This window comes from uncultured Corynebacterium sp., assembly GCF_946998835.1.
In the GTDB taxonomy this organism is placed as follows: domain Bacteria; phylum Actinomycetota; class Actinomycetes; order Mycobacteriales; family Mycobacteriaceae; genus Corynebacterium.
The window spans coordinates 52,664-75,015 of record NZ_CAMQAZ010000008.1 but is presented as its reverse complement, the minus strand read 5'-3'; the positions used below and the strand labels follow the sequence as shown (position 1 = coordinate 75,015).

The window sequence follows — 22,352 nt, the reverse complement described above, 5'->3', positions numbered from 1 at the left end:
AGGTGTGTTATTAGAGGCGCTCACCGACGTAGACAGCCAGGTCGACGAGGCGGTTGGAGTAGCCCCACTCGTTGTCGTACCAGGAGACAACCTTGACCTGGTCACCGATGACCTTGGTCAGCGGTGCGTCGAAGATGGAGGAACGCGGGTCGCCCTCGATGTCCTTGGAAACGATCGGGTCCTCGTTGTAACCCAGAACGCCCTTGAGCTCGCCCTCTGCAGCTTCCTTGATAGCAGCGTTGACGGACTCGACGGTGACCTCGCTCTTGGCGGTGAAGGTCAGGTCGGTGACAGAACCGGTCGGGGTCGGGACACGCAGTGCGTAACCGTCGAGCAGACCCTTGAGCTGCGGGAGAACCAGAGCGACTGCCTTGGCAGCACCGGTGGAGGTCGGAACAATGTTCAGAGCAGCAGCGCGGGCGCGACGCAGGTCCTTGTGCGGAGCGTCGTGCAGACGCTGGTCACCGGTGTATGCGTGGATGGTGGTCATCAGACCGCGCTCGATGCCGAACTTGTCGTCCAGGACCTTAGCCATCGGAGCTAGGCAGTTGGTGGTGCAAGAAGCGTTAGAAATGATGTTGTGCTTCTCCGGGTCGTAGTCGGTGTGGTTGACACCGACAACGAAGGTTGCGTCTTCGTTCTTAGCCGGAGCGGAGATGATTACCTTCTTAGCACCAGCCTCGATGTGGGCCTTGGCTGCGTTGGCATCAGTGAAGAAACCGGTGGACTCAATGACGATGTCGACCTCGTGCTCGCCCCACGGCAGGTTCTTCGGGTCGCGCTCAGCGTATGCGCGGATGCGCTTGCCGTTGACGGTGAGGGACTCATCGTCGTAGGTGACCTCTGCGTCAAGCTTGCCCATAATGGAGTCGTACTTGAGCAGGTGAGCCAGGGTCTTGTTATCAGTGAGGTCGTTTACAGCAACGACTTCCAGGTCAGCGCCCGAAGCGACCAGGGAGCGGAAGAAGTTGCGGCCAATGCGACCAAAACCGTTAATACCTACACGAACCGTCACAATAATCTCCTTAATGGATTGGCGAAACGATGCCACTTGTTGAGGCGCTGGTTGCGCTCCAACAGGTTCACTACAGAAGTGTACTTTGGGTTTTTCAATTGCGCAGCGCAGGTTTTTCCCGGCAATCCCAAATAAACGGATATTTATCCAAATTTATGCATTTGACTAGGCAAAACAGATGCTTTACTCGTCAACTTCTTTGTCAAAAAGTTCATCTGTAACGACTGCCGTTGTGGGGGGAATTCCGAGTTCGTTTGCTCTCTTGTCCGCCATAGAGAGCAAACGGCGAATGCGCCCCGCAACTGCGTCCTTCGTCATTGGTGGGTTGGCCAGCTGTCCCAACTCCTCCAACGAGGCCTGCTTGTGCTCTACTCGCAACTGTCCCGCAGACACCAAGTGATCCGGTACATCGTCACCGAGAATTTCCAGGGCTCGCTCAACTCGCGCCGCCGCAATAACAGCTGCTCGCGCCGAGCGTCGCAGATTCGCATCGTCGAAATTTGCCAGACGAGTGGCGGTCGCGCGCACTTCACGACGCATGCGCTGCTCTTCCCACTGTAAACGAGTAGTTTGGGCACCCATACGCGTTAGGAGTGCACCAATCGCATCCCCATCCCGAATGATTACCCGATCTCCGCCACGAGTCTTATTCTCCTTGCTCTTAGCCGTAATGCCGAGGCGACGAGCGCAGCCGACTAACGCCAGCGCAGCTTCCGCAGAGGGAGCAGTGACCTCCAGTGCCGAAGACCGCCCCGGTTCCGTCAACGAACCATGCGCCAAGAACGCACCTCGCCAAGCGGCTTCCTGGTCAACCTTCTGCCCCATAATCAACTTGCGCGGCAGCCCACGAACCGGACGCCCCGCCGAGTCAATCAGCCCAGTTTGCCTAACGACGAGTTCCGCGCCGTCGGTAACCCGGACAATGTACTTCGAGGTCTTTCGCAGCCCACCGGGAGACAACACATTGAGAGTGGCTTTCACGTCATAAAGATCAGCCAGCAGAGAGCGCAGTCGGCGTGCGACGGCACCGGAATCCAGCTCTGCTTCCAACACAATGGCACCTGCCACCAGGTGTAGTCCTCCCGCAAAGCGGAACAGCGTCGCAATCTCAGCTGCCTGAGCGCTCTCCTGCGATACTGACACGCGGGCTAGTTCGTCTTTGACTTTCGCCGTCAATGCCACGATGCTGTCCATCCTCAATTCATCTGTGTGGGCGGTTGATTGGGCTCGACTTATTAGGGTTAAGTGGCCCCTATTTGAGCTTTAGCAATAAACCTCAAGGATAGTATCCGAGCCCAATCAAAAAGCAATTACCCGAAATGCTTCGGGCATCGTCGCGGGAAAGCACGCACAATGCCGAGCTCACAGGCCGACTAGAGGAATTGGCGAAGTGCAACAGCCAGCTTCTCAGGTGAATGCCGGCCTGTCAGAGCTCCGTAGCCATCTATTTCCTGCACATCGGCGAAGACGACTTTCGCGTCGAGGCTGTCCGCAGCTCGCTGTAGGTATTCCCGTTCGGTGTCCGCGAGCGGCGTGTTGTCGTCGACAAGCACGTAATCGAGCGTCAAATCGGGTGCGTGCTGAATGAGCATGTGGATGTGTCGTTCGGACGAGAAACCTGCGGTCTCCCCTGGCTCAGCGACGAGATTCAGCACCACCACAGTCGTGGCATCGGTTTCCTGCAGTGCGTCTCGCAACCCCGGCACCTGCATATGTGGCAGGACCGAAGTGAACCATGAGCCCGGCCCCAGCGTTACCAAATCAGCATTGAGAATAGCTTCCACGGCTTCCTCGGAGGCTGGCGGAGCCTCGGGAATGAGGTGGATTCGGCGTACCTGTCCAGGAGTAGTTGCCACCGCGACTTGGCCACGAACCTGGCGAACGACGCGGGCATCCTGCTCGAGACCTACGACCTCTGCCTCAATCTCTAGCGGAATTGGTGACATCGGTACCACGCGCCCCTGAATCTTCAGGAGCCTACCAATTTCGTCAAGCGCGTCGACTTCGTTTCCCATCACGCTGGTGAGACCAGCAATGATGAGGTTGCCAATGGCATGTCCTGCCAGTGCACCGGTCCCGCCGAAGCGGTGCTGCAGCGTCTTTTCCCAAAGATCGCCTTTTTCTGTGTCCGCAGACAGTGCAGCGAGCGCCATGCGCAGATCCCCCGGAGGGATTTGGCCCAGTTCACGACGAAGGCGCCCTGAGGATCCTCCGTCGTCAGCAACCGTGACTACAGCGGTGACATGGTCAGCGACCTGGCGGTCTGCCCTCAGCGTGGCAAATAGACCATGGCCACCACCCAGGCTGGTAATCGAAGTCAATTTCTACACCTCCACGAAAACCGCTAATTGCGGTCAATATCGCGATGGACGACGTTGACGTTGATCCCGGAAACTCCATCGAGTTTCTTCGCCAGCGCCTCCGACATGGCCACACTTCGGTGATGGCCTCCGGTGCATCCCACAGCGATAGTCATAAATCCCTTGCCCTCACGGCGATACCCGGGCAAAACCAACTCAATCAAGTGTGTGACGTTGTCCAAGAACCCCTGCGACTCTGGCTGTGAGAGCACGTAGTCGGCCACAGCCGAATTGGTACCGCGGCCGGCACGCAGCTCCGGTATCCAATAGGGGTTGGGGAGAAAGCGAACGTCGAAAAGCATGTCGGCATCGCGCGGAGCACCGTGTTTGAACCCAAATGATTCGATAGTGATTTGCTGAATCTTATTTGCGGAGTCCGACAGTTGATGCTCCAGCTCACGCCGCAAATCGTGAACGCTCATGTCGGAGGTATCCACCACTAGATCAGACATGCCCTTTATCGGAAGCAACATCTGACGCTCAGCCGCAATGCCCTGCGAAAGTGTCCCATTTTCTTGCAGTGGATGGGTGCGCCGGACGGAATCATAGCGAGCGATAAGAGTGTCATCATTGGCATCAAAAAAGATGACATATGGCTGGCGTCCCTCATTGCGCAGGCCGTCGAGGACCTCCCCCAAACTGCCGGCAAATGCCCGTGAGCGCACGTCAGTGACGATAGCGAGACGCTCCACCGGTGAGTCCGCCTCAAATGACAGCTCGACCATTCGCATAATCAGCTCCGGGGGCAGGTTGTCTGCAACATACCAGCCCATCTCCTCCAAGATACTGGCAGCCGTATTGCGTCCGGAACCGGACATACCGGTAATCAACACAAGTGACTTTTCAGCCTGAGGGGAATAACCCGAAGTAATCATGCCCTCACTCTAATACACTTTCGGCCGCGCGCTCTCGGTTCGTGCTCGCAGTTTTAGGTGTGCTCGGCCGGATGCAGATAGTCGTAGACCGTTTTCGCGAGCATCGGACCGAAACCGGGAACTTCTTCAATCTGCTCGACGTTGGCCTTCTTCAGCGCTGCAACGGAACCGAAGTGTTTTACCAACTCACTTCGGCGTGCTGGCCCCAGCCCCTTGATGCCATCAAGTACCGATGAGCGCATCCGCTTGGAACGTTGCTGGCGGTGATAGGTAATGGCAAAGCGGTGCGCCTCATCGCGAATTCGCTGGATAAGGTACATCGCTTCTGAGTTGCGTGGCAGAATCAGCGGTTCATCGTCGTCGGGGATCCACAGCTCTTCCAAGCGCTTGGCAATACCAACCAGGGTTACATCGGTGACCTCGAGTTCATCGAGGACTGCCTGTGCAGCCGCGACCTGCGGCGCACCACCATCGACGATGAACAACTGCGGCGGGTAGGCGAACTTCCGGCTGTTGCGAGATTGCTCATCGACGGCATCGGTTGTTTCCTCCACGAACATCTCACTGGCATCATCGGGCATGGCGAGCTTGTCCTCGTTGTGACGCAGGAAGCGGCGGCGTACCACCTCGGCGATGGAACCGACGTCGTCCGAGCGGCCGTCACCAGCTGCATCCTTAATGCGATAGCGGCGGTAGTCGGATTTCTTTGGCAAACCATCTTCGAAGACAACCAAGGAGGCCACGACATCCGTGCCTTGAATATGTGAAATATCAGTGCATTCGATGCGAAGTGGTGCCTCATCCATAAACAGCGCGTCTTGAAGCTCGGAGAGAGCTTGGGAACGAGTAGTCAGATCTCCGCTCCGCTTTAACTTGTGCTGCCGCAGGGCTTCAGCAGCATTCTTCTGCACGGTTTCCATAAGAGTGCGCTTGTCACCGCGTTGTGGAACGCGAATATCCACATTGGTACCACGGATGTCGGCCAAAAACGCAGTGATTTCGTCAAGATCGTCGGGCGTAGCTTGGACGAGAATTTCGCGAGGCACAACCTGGGCGGCAGTTGTCGATTCATCGCCATCGACATCTGCGTGCTTGGCAGCATCGCCGTAGAACTGTGTGAGAAATTGCGTCAATAGTCCGCCCAGGCTGGGGTCGGGTTCTCCCTCGTGGAACTCATTGGTCGCGTACTCGCCTGACTTCTCCACTACCCAGCCGCGCTGACCGTAAATACGTCCTGCCCGAACGTGGAAAATCTGTACCGCTGCTTCCAATTCGTCGGTTGCTAGCGCAATAAAGTCGGCGTCAGCGGCGTCGGAAAGCACGACGGACTGGCGTTCCATGACCTTGTCGATAGCGGCGAGATTGTCGCGGAGGCTAGCTGCGCGTTCGAAGTCCAGCTCTGCGGCGGCTTCCTCCATTTCCTTCTTCAAACGTCTGGTCACTGGGCCCGTGTTACCCGACATGAAGCTGGTAAAACCACGAACGATTTCGCGATGCTCCTCGGCACTCACACGACCAACGCAGGGTGCCGAACACTTGTCGATATAGCCGAGCAAACACGGTCGCCCCAAGGCCTGCTGTCGGTTGAAAACGCCCTTTGAACAGGTGCGGGCAGGAAAAACTCGAGTTAGCAAGTCGAGCGTTTCCCGGATAGCCCACGCGTGCGAGTAAGGGCCAAAATAGCGCACCCCCTTACGGCGTGGTCCTCGGTAGAGAAAGAGCCGCGGGTACAGCTCTCCGACGCTGACAGCCAGCATTGGGTACGACTTGTCGTCGCGGTACATCACGTTGAACCGCGGATTAAAGCGTTTAATCCAGGTGTACTCCAGCTGCAGCGCTTCGACCTCGTTGTGAACAACGGTCCATGTCACCTTAGAGGCGGACTGCACCATCTGGCGTGTGCGGGGGTGCAGCCGAGTTAAGTCCTGGAAATAATTCGACAATCGGGCACGGAGATTCTTCGCCTTACCGACGTAGAGCACGCGACCGGTCGAATCGAGAAAACGGTACACCCCCGGCTCCGTAGGGATGGTGCCGGGGGCGGGACGGTACTGAGAGGGGTCAGTCACTTACGGTGTCCTTACAACGTGTCCTTGGGGCTAGTCCTCCGGCATGAACTTGTCTTCAAGTTCACGGAACCGGCGGATGTCCTCCACTACCCTGGCACCGTCAGCCGATTGAATGGCCAGCATCGGCACGAACTCAAAATCCGGCAGCTCCAGGCGGGCCCAGCGGGACTTCTTCGGAAAGCTCAGACCGTAGATATCGACCCACGGATAGAACTTGGCGTTAAGCAGATTGCGGACTTCTACGCCCTCGGCATTAACGCGCACGCGCGCGCGAGTGAGCAGCAGGAATACCCCGGCGATAATCAGACCGATCATGGGAAAGGCCAGCTGGTCAATGGTTGTCACCGAAGCGCCGGTGTCGCCAAAGTCCACCACAATACCCATGAAGATATGGATAGCGAAGACAACGACTGCGGCAATAATTGCCCACAAGCGCAGCTTCTGTGACGTGATTTCCAGCAGCCACTTGTCATCGCTACCGTTATTCGCGGTGGTCGAATTGCTTTGGCGTTCGGGGTTACCCATTCTTACTCAGCTCCACCTTCACGAAGAGACTTCAACACGGCGACGGTGTGCAGCGCTGCGGCCATGGCCTCACGACCCTTATTCTCCACAGCTCCCTCACCGCCGGCACGATCAATTGCCTGCTGTTCAGTGTTGCAGGTCAGCACACCATTGCCAACTGGCGTTTCGCAGTCTAGTGCAATCCGCGTTAGCCCCTCAGTCACCGAATCACAGACATAGTCGAAGTGCGGCGTGCCACCGCGGATAACGCATCCCAGTGCTACTACGGCATCATGGGTTCGCGCGAGCTGCTGTGCCACAACAGGAATCTCCAAGGCACCGACGACAGTCACGTCCGTCACCACAGCGCCGACCTCATCAGCTTGTGCCAGCGCTTCACGACGAAGCTGTCCGGTAATCTCCTCGTTCCAGTGAGAGGTGACCAAGCCGACGGTCACGCCAGTGGAATCGGGAACGGAAACGTCAGGAAGACCTGCGCCACTCATCTACTGTGCTCCTTTAGTCGAAATGCCGTGGGCCTCGATGTACTCATCCAACCAGGGAAGTTCATGGCCCATGCGCTCGCGCTTAGTCACCAAGTATTTCAAGTTATCTTCATTGACCTCAACTGGCACCGGTACTCGGCGACTCATTTCCAGACCATAGCCTCCGAGGCCAGCACGCTTGGTCGGGTTGTTCGTCAACAGCGCCATGGTTTTGACTCCGAGGTCCTGCAAAATCTGCGCACCGGTGCCGTATTCGCGAGCATCCGTCGGCAAGCCCAGTGCGAGATTGGCATCGACGGTGTCCGCGCCTTCATCTTGCAAGTGATAGGCCTGCAGTTTTGGCATCAGACCAATACCGCGGCCCTCGTGGCCGCGCATGTAGAGAATCACACCACGACCGGCCTCATGGACCATGCGCATGGAGTTGTGCAGCTGCTGACCACAGTCACAACGGCGAGACCCCAATGCATCACCGGTCAGGCACTCGGAGTGGACGCGTACGAGCACGTCCTGGCCGTCGTTGGAGGTGACATCTCCTACAACGAGGGCGACGTGCTCAACTCCGTCGATAAGGCTGCGGTAGCCGATGGCACGGAATTCGCCAAATTCGGTTGGGAGTTTAGTTTCAACGACGCGCTCAATAAGCTGCTCGTGCCGACGACGGTACTCGATGAGCTGCTCGATGGAGATTAGCGACAGTTCGTGCTTGTCACAGAACCGACGCAACTCCTCTGCACGCGCCATGCCCGTCGGATCGTCCTCAGAGACGACTTCGCAGAGGACACCTGCGGGACGCAACCCTGCAAGTCGGGCGAGATCGACCGATGCCTCGGTGTGGCCAGCACGCACGAGGACACCGCCGTCGCGAGCGCGCAGCGGAACCACGTGGCCTGGGCGGGTGAAATCGTGTGGATTCGAGGTCGGATCAGCCAGCGTACGAATGGTGTTTGCGCGATCGGTGGCAGAAATACCGGTCGTGCCGGTGTTGGCGTCAACGGTGACGGTGTACGCGGTGCCTCGGGCATCCTCGTTCTCCGACACCATCGGCGGGAGATTGAGACGCTCGCAGTCCTCGCCGGTTAGCGGTGCGCAAATGTAACCAGAGGAATAGCGAACCATGAAGGCAACAAGTTCAGGCGTTGCCTTCTCGGCGGCGAAGATGATGTCGCCTTCGTTCTCACGATCCTCATCATCAACGACAACCACGGCCTTGCCGGCTGCGATGTCCGCAATGGCCCGTTCTACGGAATCGAACTTAATCACAGTTTTGTAGCTTATCTTTCCAACATTTTCTCGACATACTTGGCTAGCACATCGACTTCCAAATTGACCTTGGTACCCACCGACGCCGAGCCGATAACAGAATCCGTCAGTGTGGTGGGAATAAGGCTGACCTCAAAGAACCCCTCACCTACTGCAGAGACAGTCAGCGAGGTGCCGTCCACGGCAATCGATCCCTTTTCCACGACGTACTTGTTCAGCTGCTCCGGCAGGCAAATGCGTACTACTTCCCAGCGCTCGCCAGGCGTACGGGAAAGAATCTCACCAGTGCCATCGACGTGGCCCTGCACTATATGGCCACCGAGGCGCTGTCCGACGGCAGTTGCGCGTTCGAGGTTGACCTTGGAGCCGACTTCAACCTGGCCGAGACTCGACCTGTCCAGAGTCTCCTGCATAAGGTCAGCGGTGAAAAAGTCATCGCCGAACTCCACCACGGTCAAGCAAACACCATTGACAGCAATGGAATCGCCGTGGTGAACGTCGTCAAGCACGGTGGTCGCGCGGATAGTCAGAGTAATGGAATCGGCTTCGCGGCTTATTTCGCGAATTTCGCCGAGTTCCTCAACGATTCCCGTAAACATTGTGGTCAGGCGGTTCCTTTACGTCGTGTTACAAATTCAAAAATTATTTGCAAAATTAACTTTAGCTGGTCTGTCCGCGATCTTTGCCACTACGGACAGCCGTAATCAAAACGTCATCCCCCAATGTTTCGACCGCTGCGGTGCGAAAGCGTGAGATATCAGTGATCGTGGTCTCATGGTTGGCAGAAGTCACCGGCAGACCGGCGCCGAGAAACGCCGGAGCGATGTAAGACTCAATCGCGTCGACAGCATCGGCGTCCAAGAAGGCGCTGGCCAGACGTGGGCCGCCTTCAACCAGCACGTCGATAAGCCCCATATCCGCCAGTGTCTCGAGTGCCACTTCCACGTCGTGTGTACGAATCTGGCGGAAGTTAGACCCTCTAATATTCGCATCGGCGGCAATCTCCGAGGTACCAATTGCGATGCGCAAAGGTTGCGCCGGCAGCTCTACTCCGTCTGGTGTGCGCGCGGTCAAACGTGGGTTGTCGGCGAGTACCGTTCCTGTTCCCACCACAATCGCTTGCCGACGAGCACGATCTACATGTACCCGCGCTCGCGCTTGCTCCCCGGTGATCCACTGCGAAGTGTGGTCGGTAGCGGCAGCGAAACCATCGAGAGTACCGGCGGTCTTGAGCGTGATGTGTGGGCGGCGTGTCCGCTGCCAGTGCATCCACGGGCGCAGGTAGCCAGCAGCTACGCGATCGCGTTGGAATTCTTCGATGACCTCGATCCCCTTGTATCGCAACCATTCGCTGCCGCCGGCGGCAACCGGGTTGGGGTCAGCGACTGCAAATACGACGCGGGAAACGCCGGCTGACGCAAGTGCCTCAGTGCATGGTGGTGTGCGGCCGATGTGGTTGCACGGCTCCAGAGTGACCACCGCAGTGCCGCCTTGAGCTCGTACGCCAGCCATCTCCAATGCCTGAGGTTCCGCGTGACGCCCGCCTACTGGCTCTGTTCCGGCGACGCCTACGGCAATGCCCGAAGAATCGAGGATGACGCAACCAACCGGCGGATTCGGGTAGGTGGTGCCGCGAACTCGCTGGCCGGCTTCTATGGCCAGAGCCATTGCCGCTGCATCAGTGAGCGGTTGTGCGGAGACGAGATCGGGAAACTGTGCCACCGTGCCTCACCGCCAACTAGTTAGCTGCAGCGGCAGTTGCAAGCGCACGCAGTTCATCAACGGCTGCTGCGCGATCTTCCGCACCAAAGACGGCCGAGCCTGCGACAAAAGCGTCGCAACCAGCAGCAGCAGCGGATTCAATGGTCTTGGCGGAGATACCGCCGTCGATTTCAATCAGCGTATCCAGCCCATCGGCATCAATGCGCTCGCGCAGCTTCTCGACCTTGGCCAGCTGATCTGGCATAAAGGACTGACCTCCGAAACCGGGCTCAACGCTCATCACCAGTACCTCGTCGAATTCGGCGAGGTGGTCCAACCACGGCTCAATTGGAGTCCCCGGGCGCAGCGAGAAACCGGCCCTCACACCCTGCGAACGAATGTGACGTGCCAGTGCAATGGCATCATCGGCAGCCTCTACGTGGAAAATAACGGAGCTCGCACCCGCCTTAATGTAGGTGTCGACCCACTTTTCCGGGTTCTCAATCATGAGGTGAACATCCAAGTACTTATCCGTCACCGCAGCCACAGCCTCCAGCACCGGAGCGCCAAAGGACAGATTCGGAACGAAGTGGCCATCCATCACGTCGATATGCAGCCAATCAGCGTTGGCTACAGCCTCGACCTCACGGTCGAGACGAGCGAAATCAGCAGCGAGAATGGACGGGGCAATAATTGGTGCGCTCATACCCTCTGAGCCTAGTCGTTTTTGCGCAAAACTGAGAAGAACATCGCATCGGTGCCGTGGCGGTGCGGCCACATCTGCACGGACGGATACGGTCCGACATCGGTCATCGGCGCTACCAGCTCGTGAGCATTCAACTCGGTCACCGGTAGTCCGGTCAACGCCGTATCGACGATGCCCCGGGTTTCCCGCAGATGTGGAGAACACGTGGAATAGACGATGATGCCACCCGGCCGGGCCAAACGCACAGCCTCGCTTAGCAGCTCAAATTGCAGCGCGGTCAATGAGTTGAGATCGGACGGCGACTTGCGCCAGCGGGCTTCCGGGCGACGGCGAAGTGAGCCCAGCCCAGAGCACGGCGCATCCACCAGAATGCGGTCGAAGCCCGCGTCCAGCCCGGTATTACGCCCATCGGCTACGGTTACCGTCACCGGGAGCCCGGCCGTGGCTTTCTTCACCAGTTCCGCGCGCGTCGCAGATACTTCTACGGCATCGAGCTGCGCGCCCTCTATAGCGGCGATACCACCAATGAATGCTGACTTACCACCGGGGCCAGAACACAGATCCAACCAGCGACCATTGTCTTCCCCGGTAACTGGCGCCATCGTGACGGCACGCGCAATGAGCTGAGAACCCTCATCCTGCACCGCAGCTAAGCTCTGTCGAACCGGCTCTAATTCTCCCGGGGCGCCGGAGTCCAACCGCACGCAGTACGGCGACCACGGCCCCTCCTCGCCACCGGTAATGAGAGCTAACTCTTCTGCGGTAATCTCGCCTGGGCGAGCAACTAAGTGCACCAGCGGGCGGGCATCATCAGCGGCCAGCGCCTGCTGCAACTCACCGGCCTGCGCGCCGAGTGCGCGGGCAAACTCCATCGCAATCCAGCGCGGGTGGGCGTGCTTCATCGCCACGTAGCCAATCGGGTCAGTTGCGGGGTCCGGCGCGATCTCAGCCACCCACTCGCTTTCAGTCTTCGTGGAGACTTTCCGCAAGATGGCATTGACAAAGCCGCGCGCACCGGGACCAGCCACCTTCGCTACCGCACGCACCGAGGTATCGACCGCCGCATAGGCATCGACACGCGTACGCAGCAGCTGGTAGGTGCCCAGGCGCAGCACGTCCATCACCGGGCCGGCAATATCGCTCAATGGGCGTGACGACGACACCTCAATCACGGCGTCCAACAGGCCTTCCGCCCGCAGTGTGCCGTAGGTCAACTCCGTTGCAAAAGCGGCATCCCTGCCCTTGAGTTTGTGTGCCTTCAGAAGCTTGGGCAGCAGCAGGTTCGCGTAGGCATCATTCTCGCGGACTTCAGCCAGCACCTTCAGTGCAACCTTGCGCGGCTGATCAATACCACCGCGATTGTCCTCACGGTGGTTCCGGCGATTATTGCGGCCTTGTCCGCCACCGGTGCGGCGGGGTTTATCGTTGCCCATTTACTCGCAGACCTTTCCACCCGGTTGGCTTCCGCGCGCCCAATCGGACGCATCCATCATCTTCTTACCCTGTGGCTGCACCTTCACCAGCTGCACATAGCCATCGGCGCAACGCACGGATACCCGGTGCTTTTCCACGACCAATTCACCAGGCGTAGCAGCTGCCGTCTCCGGAGCGTTTGCCTCTCGCACCTCGTCGACTGCGGCGCTGTCCTCGTCGGAAAGCGGAGTGAGTTCTCCTACCTTCAAACGTGCGCCGTCGAATGTCGTCCATGCACCAGGTGCAGGCGTGAATGCGCGAGCACGGCGGTCGAGAAGATGGCGGGGCTGAGTCCAGACGATTCGGGCATCTTCTGGCCCAAACTTAGCGGCGTAGCTGACGTCCTGTTCCGGCTGAGCGGTGGGACGAAGTGCTCCCGCTTCAATACCGTCCATAGTGGCGGCCAGGAGATCAGCGCCGGAGTAAGCGAGGCGAGTCAAAAGATCGTCGGCATTATCGGTCGAGCGGATCGTTTCCGTGACAGTGCCAAAGACCGGTCCGGTGTCCAGGCCCTTCTCAATCCGGAAAGTGCTGGCACCCGTGATTTCATCACCGGCGGCGATAGCTGCCTGTACAGGAGCGGCACCTCGCCAAGCTGGTAGCAGCGAGAAATGCAGGTTCACCCAACCGTGCGTCGGTACGTCGAGCAGCTCCTCCGGTACGAGATTGCCGTAGGCAACTACCGGGATGCAGTCGGCGCTCAAATCACGAATTTGCTGCTGGATTTCTTCGTCGCGCAAAGTGGTCGGGGTGAGAACGGGAATGTCGTGCTCCATGGCCAGAGCCTTCACCGGCGATGGCGAGAGCGACTTGCCGCGACCACGGCGGGCATCGGGGCGGGTAAGCACAGCGACGATCTCGTGGCGGTTATCCGCAAGCAGTTTCTTCAGTGCAACGACAGCAGGTTCCGGGGTTCCGGCAAAAATCAGGCGCACAGTAAGCGGCTTCCTTCCTGGTGGACCAAGTTGTTGTAGTTAATCTAGTGATGAAATGCGGCATTCACGCCCTTGTTGAGCACGGGGCGGGCTAACCGCGGTTAATGAACCAATCCTGCTCACGCAGAGAACGCATCGCAGCCTTGCGCTCGTCGCCCTCGAGACGCTTTAAAAACAGCACACCGTCCAAGTGATCACTTTCATGCTGTACGCAACGAGCCAGCAAATCGTCTGCCTCGAAGCTCACCGGAGTGCCGTGGCGATCTTGACCAGTGACACGCACACGTGCGTGTCGAGTCACCGGCCCATTAATCCCCGGGATAGAAAGGCATCCTTCAATCTCGTGGACCGTTTCCTCACCGACAGCTTCCCACTCGGGATTAACGATATGCCCACGGGTGCCCTTGCAGTCGTAGACAAAAACGCGCTGCAACACGCCCACCTGATTTGCCGCGAGACCTACGCCCCGTTGCTCATCCATCGTGTCGAACATGTCATCAATCAGGTGCGACAGTGTCGCATCGAAATCAGTGACGGTATCCGCCTTGGACAGCAACACCGGATCGCCGAAAAGACGTACCTCACGAACTGCCATGAACTTTGGGCCTCCAAGAAAACTGATGTGAATCAAGCAATAACGGGCTCATTTTAGCAGCTAGCCAAAATTAATCGGATCGACGACAACACGCACCGTAGTCGGGTCCTTCCTCGTCGCTCGAACGACCTGGGCTGCCTTCAACGCCGCTCCCACTGCTCGTGCTTGACGACGACCACAGCGCACCAACATCCGCTGAATAGGTGTGCCTGGCTCCACGCCTGCCGGTGGTCTGGCACTGCGGGGAAGATCGACCGGCCCAAGGATCTCCGCTCCTTGCGGAACTTCCAAGGATTCCATGAAGTTACGCAGCCCATCCTCAGTGCCATCCACTGCCGCCACGTGAAATGCCGGAGGTAGAGCTGCCGCCTCGCGATCGGCCAGTTCCCTATTCGCGGCACTCACAGCGTCCCAGGCCAAAAGATCCGCCACGGTCGGAATTGCGGCATCGGCATCTATGACCACTGCCCCGCCCATTGTCCGTGAGCGGGCGAGAGTTGCCGCGCGCGACCAGTGTGCATAGGCCTCTTCATGGGCGCGCAGGTCCTGCCGACCCAGCATGGCCCAAGTGTCGAGCAGCATCACCGCGCCGTACCCCTCTGGAGCGGTGGGTTCGGCACCCGGTGTTGCTACCACAACGCGCGGACCTGCGGGAACATCGTCCACAATGCGCTCGCCGGAGGAAGCCACGACCGGGAAGGGACTGAAAATGCGGCCAAATTCCTCCGCCGTGCGTTCACTGCCGACCACCACTGGGCGAATCTTGGTGGAGCCACAGCTGTGACAACGATGGTGGATGTCGATGCGACCGCACCAGCGGCAGGTGGGCGGCGCCGGATCGTTCGGATTGTCCGACGGTGGAATGCCCAGCGGACCGTCACACCAACGGCAGCGCGCAGGCGCGCCACAGGAGCGACACGACAGTGTTGGCACGTACCCCTTCCGAGGCACCTGGACCAAAATAGGGAGTTCTTCGCGCAACGCGGCCTTTGCCCGTCGAAAAGCAATGGCGGGAAGACGCCCCCTACTGATGTCCTCCGGGTCTTCCGAGGTGTCCGTGGAGGCAATCATCTCCGGCATCGCCTCTGCGAGCACATCGGTGTTCGCGACCAAGTTGTGTGCCCACCCGGAAGACACAAGCAGCTGCACCTCTGCAGTGCGGCTATACGACGCAAAAATGAGCGCACACCTCTCCTGCGCACTGCGCGTGACCAGCACTTCGCGCGAGTGCACATAGGGAGCTCGGGGGTCGACGAGGTTGTCGTCGCCATCGTCGACAATCACTGCTAAGCGCAGATTCTTCACCGGCGCGTACGCTGCCGACCGTGTCCCGACGACGATGCGGCCCTGGCCGTGCAAAATATCCAGGTAGCGGCGATAGCGGGACTCGGGGCCGAGACCGGCGCCGAGAAGAGTGAGCTGACGGGCAGAAATGAGGCTGCGAAAAGCCGTCTCAAAACGTGCCTGAGTACGGGCATCCGGAACGATGATGAGAACGCCGCCACCATCGCGGGCGACCGCGACGCTGAGCGCAGCGAGCATGTCGGCTACCTGCTCCCCCGGAACTGGCTGCCATGCTGCGCGCGCCGGGGCTCCCTGGCGGACCGAATCGACGAAGGATTGACCGTAAACATATTTTCCCCATGCGGAGAGATTCGGATCGTCTGTCGCCAGCTTTCCCAATTCCTCCCACGTCGGAGGCGTTTTCTCCTTGCGAGCACGCTCGGCCCGTGCATGGCGGGTGGGAATGGCGGAGCGGATGATGTTTGAGCGCGTTGCGCCGTAGTACTCCGCGAGAGAATCCACTAGTTTTCGTAGCTGCGGTGGATAAACCACTTCGGAGCTGATTACGTCCTTGAGGTAGGACAGTTTGCCGTCGTGAGTGGGAATCGCGCAGCGCTCCAACACCAGTGCATTGACCAATTGGCCGTGGAAGCGAATCCGCACACGACAACCAACCACGGCATCGTCCGCCAAAGCGCGCGGTACCAGGTAATCGAAGGGGCGATCCAGTTGAGGTAGCCCCAAAAGCGGAAGCACCCGCGCGACTGGCAGCTGTTCTGCTGCGGCGGCGGGTGCAAAGGGGGCATTGGTCATAGAGTCTTACTCTACTTCCCCATCCTTTAGGGCTGCTGTAGGGAGGCCATTATCCCAGGCCGGCGGCTGCGCGCAGTTCGTCAACGCGGTCGAGACGCTCCCACGGCAAATCCACATCAGTGCGGCCAAAGTGACCGTAGGAAGAAGTCTGCGCGTAAATCGGTCGCAGCAAATCCAAGTCGCGGATAATGGCGGCTGGACGCAAATCAAAGACCTTGTTAATAGCCTCGCGGATAATGTCATCCGAAACGTGACCGGTACCGAAAGAGTCGACGTAGAGACCAACTGGACGAGCGCGGCCGATAGCGTAAGCTACCTGAATCTCGAGGCGGTCGGCCAGACCTGCAGCCACGGCGTTCTTCGCAACCCAGCGGGTGGCGTATGCGCCAGAACGGTCCACCTTTGACGGATCCTTGCCAGAGAACGCGCCACCGCCGTGACGAGCCATGCCGCCGTAGGTATCGACGATAATCTTGCGGCCGGTGAGGCCAGCATCTCCCATCGGGCCACCGATAATGAACTGGCCGGACGGGTTGACCAGCAGCTTCAACTCGTCGGTAACAAAGCGCTCGCGCAGGTTTGCGTCGTCGAGCACCCAGTCGACCACTTGGGTTTTCACCTGTTCGGTAACCCACTCCTGGCTCACGTCCGGGTCATGCTGCGTGGACACCACAACGGTATCCAGGTAGACGGGGTTATTGTCCTCGTCGTAAGCAAAGGTGACCTGAGTCTTACCATCCGGGCGCAGCGACGGGACGATGCCCTCCTTGCGCACCTGCGTCAGGCGGCGAGCCAGACGATGAGCCAGCGCGATTGGCAGTGGCATGTACTCCGGGGTTTCGTTGGTGGCGTAACCGAACATCAAGCCCTGATCGCCTGCGCCCTTAAGATCTTCTGCTTCGACTTTACCGTCGGAGCTGCGTGCTTCGAGCGAGGTAGTCACACCGTCGTGGATATCTGACGACTGCTCACCAATCGAAATGGAGACACCACAGGTCTTGCCGTCAAAGCCCTTCTCAGAGGAATCGAAACCGATTTCCTTCAGCCGGCTCCGGACAATGCCGGGAATGTCGACGTAGCTCTTTGTACGAACCTCGCCAACAACATGGACTAAACCGGTAGTCACCACAGTTTCTACGGCGACCATCGAATCGGAATCCTGCGCGAGCATGGCGTCCAGGATGGAGTCCGAAATCGAGTCGCAAATCTTATCCGGGTGCCCCTCGGTAACGGATTCACTGGAAAAAAGCCGAAGATTTGAGGCCACGAGCAGTACAACTTCCTTCTAGATTATTTCCCCACCCTGTGGGTTAGCTGCTCAGCTGAGCGTACTCCGCACGCTGCGAACTTGCCACGGTGGGGTTTTTCGCTTGATTTAATAATTATAGACCAAGCGGTTCAGTTGATGTACCAAGGCCCCACCGTCTCCTTCTGAACTGGTGAAACGACGGCAGATTAAACTATTCGCTTGGCTGGGGCTCCTGTCGGAGTTCGGAGACCGCATCCAAAATCGAACCGGCCACAGAGAACTTCGACCCTCGCGGCACATCCCACTGTTCTCCGTCGAGCGATAGCAGCCAACCGACATTATCCGTCGCGCCGAAAGTCTGTCCGCCCGACACATCGTTGCACATGAGCAAATCGCAGCCCTTGCGCACAATCTTTTGTTTCGCGAGTTCAAGGGGCGTTGTCTTCTCGTCGCCAGTCTCGGCAGCAAAACCCACCATCGTCGTGGTCACCGGAATCTCGCCCGCTTCACGACGCTGCACAGTGGTAGCCAGAATGTCTGGGTTCTCCACGAGTTGGATGTTGCTCAAAGCGTCATCTGCGACGCCCTTCTTCATCTTCGATCCGGCCGCTGATGCCGGCCGGAAGTCTGCGACGGCAGCCGCGAAAATACAGACATCGGCGAACTTCGCATGCTCGTAGGCAGCTTCGGCCATGTCCAACGTGGAGTCAACCTGGACAAGATGTGAGCCCAGCGGGGTCGGCAACTGATCTGTGTGGCCTGCTACGACAGTGACCTGGGCACCACGCTGAGCGGCCATCTCAGCGAGTGCGTAACCCTGGCGGCCAGAAGAATGATTACCAATAAAGCGAACCGGATCAATTGCCTCGCGGGTACCTCCGGCAGTAATCATGACACGTAGACCCTCGAAATCACGGCGGAAGTGGCGAGGGTTCTCGACTGCAGCCAATGCCAACGAGACGATTTGCTCCGGCTCGGGCAGGCGACCTGGGCCAGTGTCCTTGCCTGTCAAACGACCATGTGCCGGATCGAGCACGATGGTGCCGTGGCGTCGAAGAGTGGCGACATTGTCCCGCGTGGCTGGGTGGTTCCACATTTCGGTGTGCATGGCAGGAGCTAGAACGACCGGGCAGGTCGCTACGAGCAGCGTTGCGGTGAGCAGGTCGTCGGCACGCCCATGTGCAGCACGCGCCATGAAGTCAGCTGTGGCGGGAACTACAACGACGAGATCGGCCTCCTGGCCCACCCGAACGTGCTGTACTTCATCGACCGCGTCAAAAACCGTCGTCGAGACAGGGTTTCCCGACAGCGCCTCAAAAGTAGCCGCACCGACAAAGTTCAATGCGGATTCAGTGGGCACGACACGAACGTCGTGACCGAGTTCCTTGAATCCACGGATGACATGGGCAGCCTTATACGCAGCAATGCCGCCGGCAACCCCGACGACAACCTTTAAACATTCGGATACGTCAGCATTACCGGCGGCATGCATACAGATATCTCCCCTTAAGGAAATGCTCTAGCCCTCAGTGTGGTCCAGCAGACCAGCGTTGATTTCACGAAGGGCGATGGATAGAGGCTTCTCAGCGACCCCCGGGGTAACCAGCGGGCCGACGTACTCCAGCATGCCTTCGTCAATCTGCTGGTAGTAGTCATTGATCTGACGTGCGCGCTTGGCGGCGAAGATAGCCAAAGCGTACTTCGAAGAAGCCTTACCAAGCAGCTCGTCAATCGGCGGATTGGTAATACCAATCGGCGGATCAAACACTGCCTCGGTGGCGGTATTTTCCTGGGTCACGAGAAATCTTTCCTCAATAGAACGTGAGTTACTGGGGTGATAGTAGAAATTGTAGTAGCGATAGAGACACCGTTACTCGGTGTGTTTCTACTACCTATAATGCGGAGTCGACCTGTTACTTTCCAGCGGTCAGCGCTCGAGCGATAGCTGCAACAGCCTCATCGACATTGTCATTGATAACGACCTCATCGAACTCGTGCTGAGCATCCATTTCTACTCGCGCGGTTTCCAGGCGACGCTTGACTTGCGCCTCGGTTTCCGTGCCACGACCGGTGAGCCTGCTGACGAGAATTTCCCAGCTTGGCGGGGCCAAGAAGAGCAGGTGGGCATCCGGAGCTACCTTGCGAATGGAACGGGCTCCCGCCAAATCCACCTCAACAAGTACTGGACGCCCCTCGGCGAGAGCTTCATCCACCGGGCCGCGTGGCGTACCAGAACGCTGCAGGCCACCGTGGATATCAGCCCACTCGAGCATCTCTCCTGCGTCAATATGCTCTTGGAACTTCTCCGGGCTCACAAAGAAATAGTCGCGGCCATGAACCTCACCCGGCCGTGGGGCTCGGGTGGTCATGGAAACGCTGAAGTACAGTCCGGGAACCTCGGCACGGAGCCGACTGACAACAGTGGACTTTCCCACGCCGGCAGGGCCGGCGAGGACTACCAACTGAGCGTTTTCATTCCCGGTCACGGCGACTAGTCCTCCACTGCGTAGCCGAAGCGCTCCAGCAGAGCGCGGCGCTGACGGTCGCCCAGGCCACGCAGACGGCGGGTCTGAGCAATTTCCAGGTCATTCATGATGTCCTGCGCCTTGACCTTGCCCACCTTCGGCAGAGCCTCGAGCAGAGCGGAGACCTTCATCTTGCCAATGATTTCGTTCTCATCAGCCTGCTTGAGAACCTCTGGCAGGTCGATAGCGCCACGCTTCAGCTTGTCCTTGAGCTCTGCGCGCACCTTGCGAGCCTGAGCTGCCTTCTCGAGTGCTGCTGCACGCTGCTCCGGGGTCAACTGCGGAAGGGCCACGTGTTCCTCCGTAAAAATAGATTGGTTAGCTTCTTATTTACTAGCACGAGTCTCACGTCCACCTGCGGCGGTACCGAGACCGTGCTTAACGATTGGAGACCGTACCGCACTTGCCACTTGTTGGTGCAAATGCAGTCGGGGTGTCGATAGAAATCACACCAGGGCTTGATCCGCCCCACCTTTCGGTCGTGGTCAACCAACTCCGGCGATTGTAGCACCGTTTGCCCAGGAGCTTGGAAATTGACCACGGCTTTTGCATGAAATGTCCTTTATGCAGTGGCAGTTCGCTGCGTATGCCATTATGAATGATTTCCCAGGTGGTCGCGTCCGTAAGATATGCGCGTTAATCACCAGCTAGCAAACGATGCAAAAAGAATGAGTAAGGGCGAAAGCAAGGTAACCAGCGCAAGTACGCCTAGCGCCGAGCTCTTCCTTGTTACTGCGATAGCTGCGACCGTTATCGTCGCTATCACTACCATTACCGTAGATACGATGCTGACCACTCGTTGTTCAGGGCCGCCAGATGACCACACAAACGCTGAGCATAACCACCCGAATGCGGCCGCCACCCAAGCAATCCACTCGGCGGGCTGTCGTGTCTTGTTCTTGACCATTATTCCTCCGCTCCTCCCCTTGAATAAGACGGCTGAATCGTTCCGTTCGAGATCACCCAGGAATCGGGCAGCCGTGATATCGGGGTACAGCCTGAATCGCCGCCTCGATATAAACGCGATCGGCACCAGAATATTGGTCCCGAACGCGACGAAGGTCGTAAACAAGCTGCGAATCACACCAACAGACAGCAGTACCAGCAGCTAGGCATTTATCGTGGCGCCTACATGCTTCGTCTGCCGAATTTAACGGCTCGCCGGGACCGGAATTGTATTTTCCGCAATACCGCCACCTATTCAATGGATTCGCCAAGCGAGTATTGCGAGATAGCGGCGGAAATTTCCTGTTCGGTTGCAAATGCTCCTATCTTGTAGTCGTCATAAACCTCAGCATTTGCAATAGATACAGGTAAAAGGCCTACAAACCCCATTAATGATGCACACAAGGCATTAATGCACTTTCTATACATTTTGCGCCTCGGTGTTCAATTGACTACGGAATTGACCTAATTGTCTTAAGCTGTTTATAACACGTTGTCCCGCTAGTAACAATGATTAATAAACACATTTATGATTAATCCCAAATTGGTTGCAATATATTTTTAACGTGTCAAAATACTCACCATCAGATACGCAGGAAGCCCGCAGGGATACCTGCTTACTAGGCAGGCCCTGCGGGCTTCAGTAGGTTAGATGTACTGCCGCTAGCTCACGTTCCGGAACGGAGCCGCAGCTTCAATGGTTGCGCGACGCAGCGCCACGACATCGGGTCCTGCCGAGAGAATCGCACGGGAGATATTCGGCAGTGCAAGCCCCCTGGACTCCCCTGCCAGACGATCTACATCGGCCGGGGTTCCCCCCTGAGCTCCCACACCGGGCATGAGGATAGGACCGCGCAGGTCGCCGAGGACCGGGGCGTCGTCAAGCGTTGCGCCAACAACGACACCAATGCTGCCAGCGCTTGCGCCAGCTTCAATCTGGCGAGCGTTAATTGCAGCGGCCTGATCGACCATCGTCTGAGCGAGGCTTTCACCCGAAACAGTCGCCTTCTGCACTGACGCACCTTCCGGATTGGACGTTGCGGCCAGCACAAACAAGCCGCGTCCGTTCTCCAGCGCCAACGACACTGCTGGATCGAGTGCGCCGAACCCGAGGTATGGAGATACCGTCAGCGCGTCGGCTGCCAGCGGCGAGCCATCCGACAGCCAGGCCTCAGCGTAGGCAGCCATTGTTGATCCGATATCGCCACGCTTGGCGTCGGCAATCGACAAGGCACCGGTGTCCTTCAAATCAGCCAACGTCCGCTCCAAAACGGCAAAGCCCTTGGAACCGTACGCCTCGAAGAACGCCACCTGGGGCTTGACGACGGCGACGATGTCACCAAACGCTTCGACACATGTAGCGGCAAAGCGCTCTAGGCCTTCTGCCGATTGCGGCAACTGCCAGGCATCCAGCAGCCCCGGGTGCGGGTCGATGCCCACACAGAGCCGGCCGCGCTCGGCGACAACCTCTCCGAGGCGATCGCCGAAACCCTTGACGGTCTTCACTGCGGAATCTCCAGCCTTCGCGGTCATG

At 58.3% G+C, this 22,352-nt stretch carries 21 protein-coding genes; all 21 read right to left on the bottom strand.

What is annotated here, in order from left to right:
* Nucleotides 1-10: 10 nt before the first annotated feature.
* On the bottom strand, nucleotides 11-1,015 hold the full coding sequence (gap, locus tag Q0U90_RS04480; protein ID WP_297452141.1) for a type I glyceraldehyde-3-phosphate dehydrogenase: 1,005 nt from the start codon (nucleotides 1,013-1,015) through the stop codon (nucleotides 11-13).
* Nucleotides 1,016-1,198: 183 nt separating this feature from the next.
* Nucleotides 1,199-2,197 (bottom strand): DNA-binding protein WhiA, encoded by a 999-nt coding sequence (gene whiA / locus Q0U90_RS04475; protein ID WP_297452138.1) that lies wholly within the window; start codon nucleotides 2,195-2,197, stop codon nucleotides 1,199-1,201.
* A gap of 191 nt (nucleotides 2,198-2,388) precedes the next feature.
* On the bottom strand, nucleotides 2,389-3,336 hold the full coding sequence (gene yvcK, locus Q0U90_RS04470; protein ID WP_297452136.1) for a uridine diphosphate-N-acetylglucosamine-binding protein YvcK: 948 nt from the start codon (nucleotides 3,334-3,336) through the stop codon (nucleotides 2,389-2,391).
* A 23-nt stretch (nucleotides 3,337-3,359) separates the two neighbouring features.
* Entirely contained in the window at nucleotides 3,360-4,250 is an 891-nt protein-coding gene (gene rapZ, locus Q0U90_RS04465; RefSeq protein ID WP_297452135.1) for an RNase adapter RapZ, read from the bottom strand.
* Nucleotides 4,251-4,303: 53 nt separating this feature from the next.
* A complete protein-coding gene (gene uvrC / locus Q0U90_RS04460) occupies nucleotides 4,304-6,319 on the bottom strand; it encodes an excinuclease ABC subunit UvrC (protein WP_297452133.1) in 2,016 nt (671 codons plus the stop codon).
* 30 nt (nucleotides 6,320-6,349) lie between these two features.
* Nucleotides 6,350-6,844, bottom strand: coding sequence for a PH domain-containing protein (locus Q0U90_RS04455; protein WP_297452131.1), 495 nt, complete (start codon nucleotides 6,842-6,844; stop codon nucleotides 6,350-6,352).
* Nucleotides 6,845-6,846: 2 nt separating this feature from the next.
* Entirely contained in the window at nucleotides 6,847-7,329 is a 483-nt protein-coding gene (gene ribH / locus Q0U90_RS04450; protein WP_297452129.1) for a 6,7-dimethyl-8-ribityllumazine synthase, read from the bottom strand.
* A complete protein-coding gene (locus Q0U90_RS04445; protein ID WP_297452127.1) occupies nucleotides 7,330-8,592 on the bottom strand; it encodes a bifunctional 3,4-dihydroxy-2-butanone-4-phosphate synthase/GTP cyclohydrolase II in 1,263 nt (420 codons plus the stop codon).
* Nucleotides 8,593-8,603: 11 nt separating this feature from the next.
* Nucleotides 8,604-9,191 (bottom strand): riboflavin synthase, encoded by a 588-nt coding sequence (locus tag Q0U90_RS04440; RefSeq protein WP_297452125.1) that lies wholly within the window; start codon nucleotides 9,189-9,191, stop codon nucleotides 8,604-8,606.
* A 61-nt stretch (nucleotides 9,192-9,252) separates the two neighbouring features.
* On the bottom strand, nucleotides 9,253-10,314 hold the full coding sequence (gene ribD, locus Q0U90_RS04435; RefSeq protein ID WP_297452123.1) for a bifunctional diaminohydroxyphosphoribosylaminopyrimidine deaminase/5-amino-6-(5-phosphoribosylamino)uracil reductase RibD: 1,062 nt from the start codon (nucleotides 10,312-10,314) through the stop codon (nucleotides 9,253-9,255).
* Nucleotides 10,315-10,330: 16 nt separating this feature from the next.
* The gene (gene rpe, locus Q0U90_RS04430) at nucleotides 10,331-10,999 is read right to left on the bottom strand and encodes a ribulose-phosphate 3-epimerase (RefSeq protein ID WP_297452121.1); all 669 of its coding nucleotides are present in this window, start codon (nucleotides 10,997-10,999) and stop codon (nucleotides 10,331-10,333) included.
* Nucleotides 11,000-11,010: 11 nt separating this feature from the next.
* Entirely contained in the window at nucleotides 11,011-12,432 is a 1,422-nt protein-coding gene (locus Q0U90_RS04425) for a transcription antitermination factor NusB (protein WP_297452118.1), read from the bottom strand.
* Nucleotides 12,433-13,407: a methionyl-tRNA formyltransferase gene (gene fmt, locus Q0U90_RS04420; RefSeq protein WP_297452117.1), complete on the bottom strand. Its 975-nt coding sequence runs from the start codon at nucleotides 13,405-13,407 to the stop codon at nucleotides 12,433-12,435. It lies immediately after the preceding gene.
* 91 nt (nucleotides 13,408-13,498) lie between these two features.
* Entirely contained in the window at nucleotides 13,499-14,002 is a 504-nt protein-coding gene (gene def, locus Q0U90_RS04415) for a peptide deformylase (protein WP_297452115.1), read from the bottom strand.
* Between the two features lie 60 nt (nucleotides 14,003-14,062).
* Nucleotides 14,063-16,099 carry a primosomal protein N' gene (locus Q0U90_RS04410; RefSeq protein ID WP_297452113.1) on the bottom strand — a complete coding sequence of 679 codons (2,037 nt, stop codon included), beginning with the start codon at nucleotides 16,097-16,099 and terminating at the stop codon, nucleotides 14,063-14,065.
* Between the two features lie 49 nt (nucleotides 16,100-16,148).
* Entirely contained in the window at nucleotides 16,149-17,366 is a 1,218-nt protein-coding gene (gene metK, locus Q0U90_RS04405) for a methionine adenosyltransferase (RefSeq protein WP_297452111.1), read from the bottom strand.
* Between the two features lie 193 nt (nucleotides 17,367-17,559).
* Complete coding sequence (gene coaBC, locus Q0U90_RS04400) at nucleotides 17,560-18,840, bottom strand: bifunctional phosphopantothenoylcysteine decarboxylase/phosphopantothenate--cysteine ligase CoaBC (RefSeq protein ID WP_297452109.1); 1,281 nt, start codon at nucleotides 18,838-18,840, stop codon at nucleotides 17,560-17,562.
* Between the two features lie 27 nt (nucleotides 18,841-18,867).
* Complete coding sequence (gene rpoZ, locus Q0U90_RS04395) at nucleotides 18,868-19,146, bottom strand: DNA-directed RNA polymerase subunit omega (protein WP_005510796.1); 279 nt, start codon at nucleotides 19,144-19,146, stop codon at nucleotides 18,868-18,870.
* A 115-nt stretch (nucleotides 19,147-19,261) separates the two neighbouring features.
* A complete protein-coding gene (gene gmk, locus Q0U90_RS04390) occupies nucleotides 19,262-19,834 on the bottom strand; it encodes a guanylate kinase (protein ID WP_297452105.1) in 573 nt (190 codons plus the stop codon).
* Nucleotides 19,835-19,839: 5 nt separating this feature from the next.
* Complete coding sequence (gene mihF, locus Q0U90_RS04385) at nucleotides 19,840-20,166, bottom strand: integration host factor, actinobacterial type (RefSeq protein WP_016422714.1); 327 nt, start codon at nucleotides 20,164-20,166, stop codon at nucleotides 19,840-19,842.
* Between the two features lie 1,315 nt (nucleotides 20,167-21,481).
* Entirely contained in the window at nucleotides 21,482-22,351 is an 870-nt protein-coding gene (gene pyrF, locus Q0U90_RS04380) for an orotidine-5'-phosphate decarboxylase (protein WP_297452087.1), read from the bottom strand.
* Nucleotide 22,352: the final 1 nt, after the last annotated feature.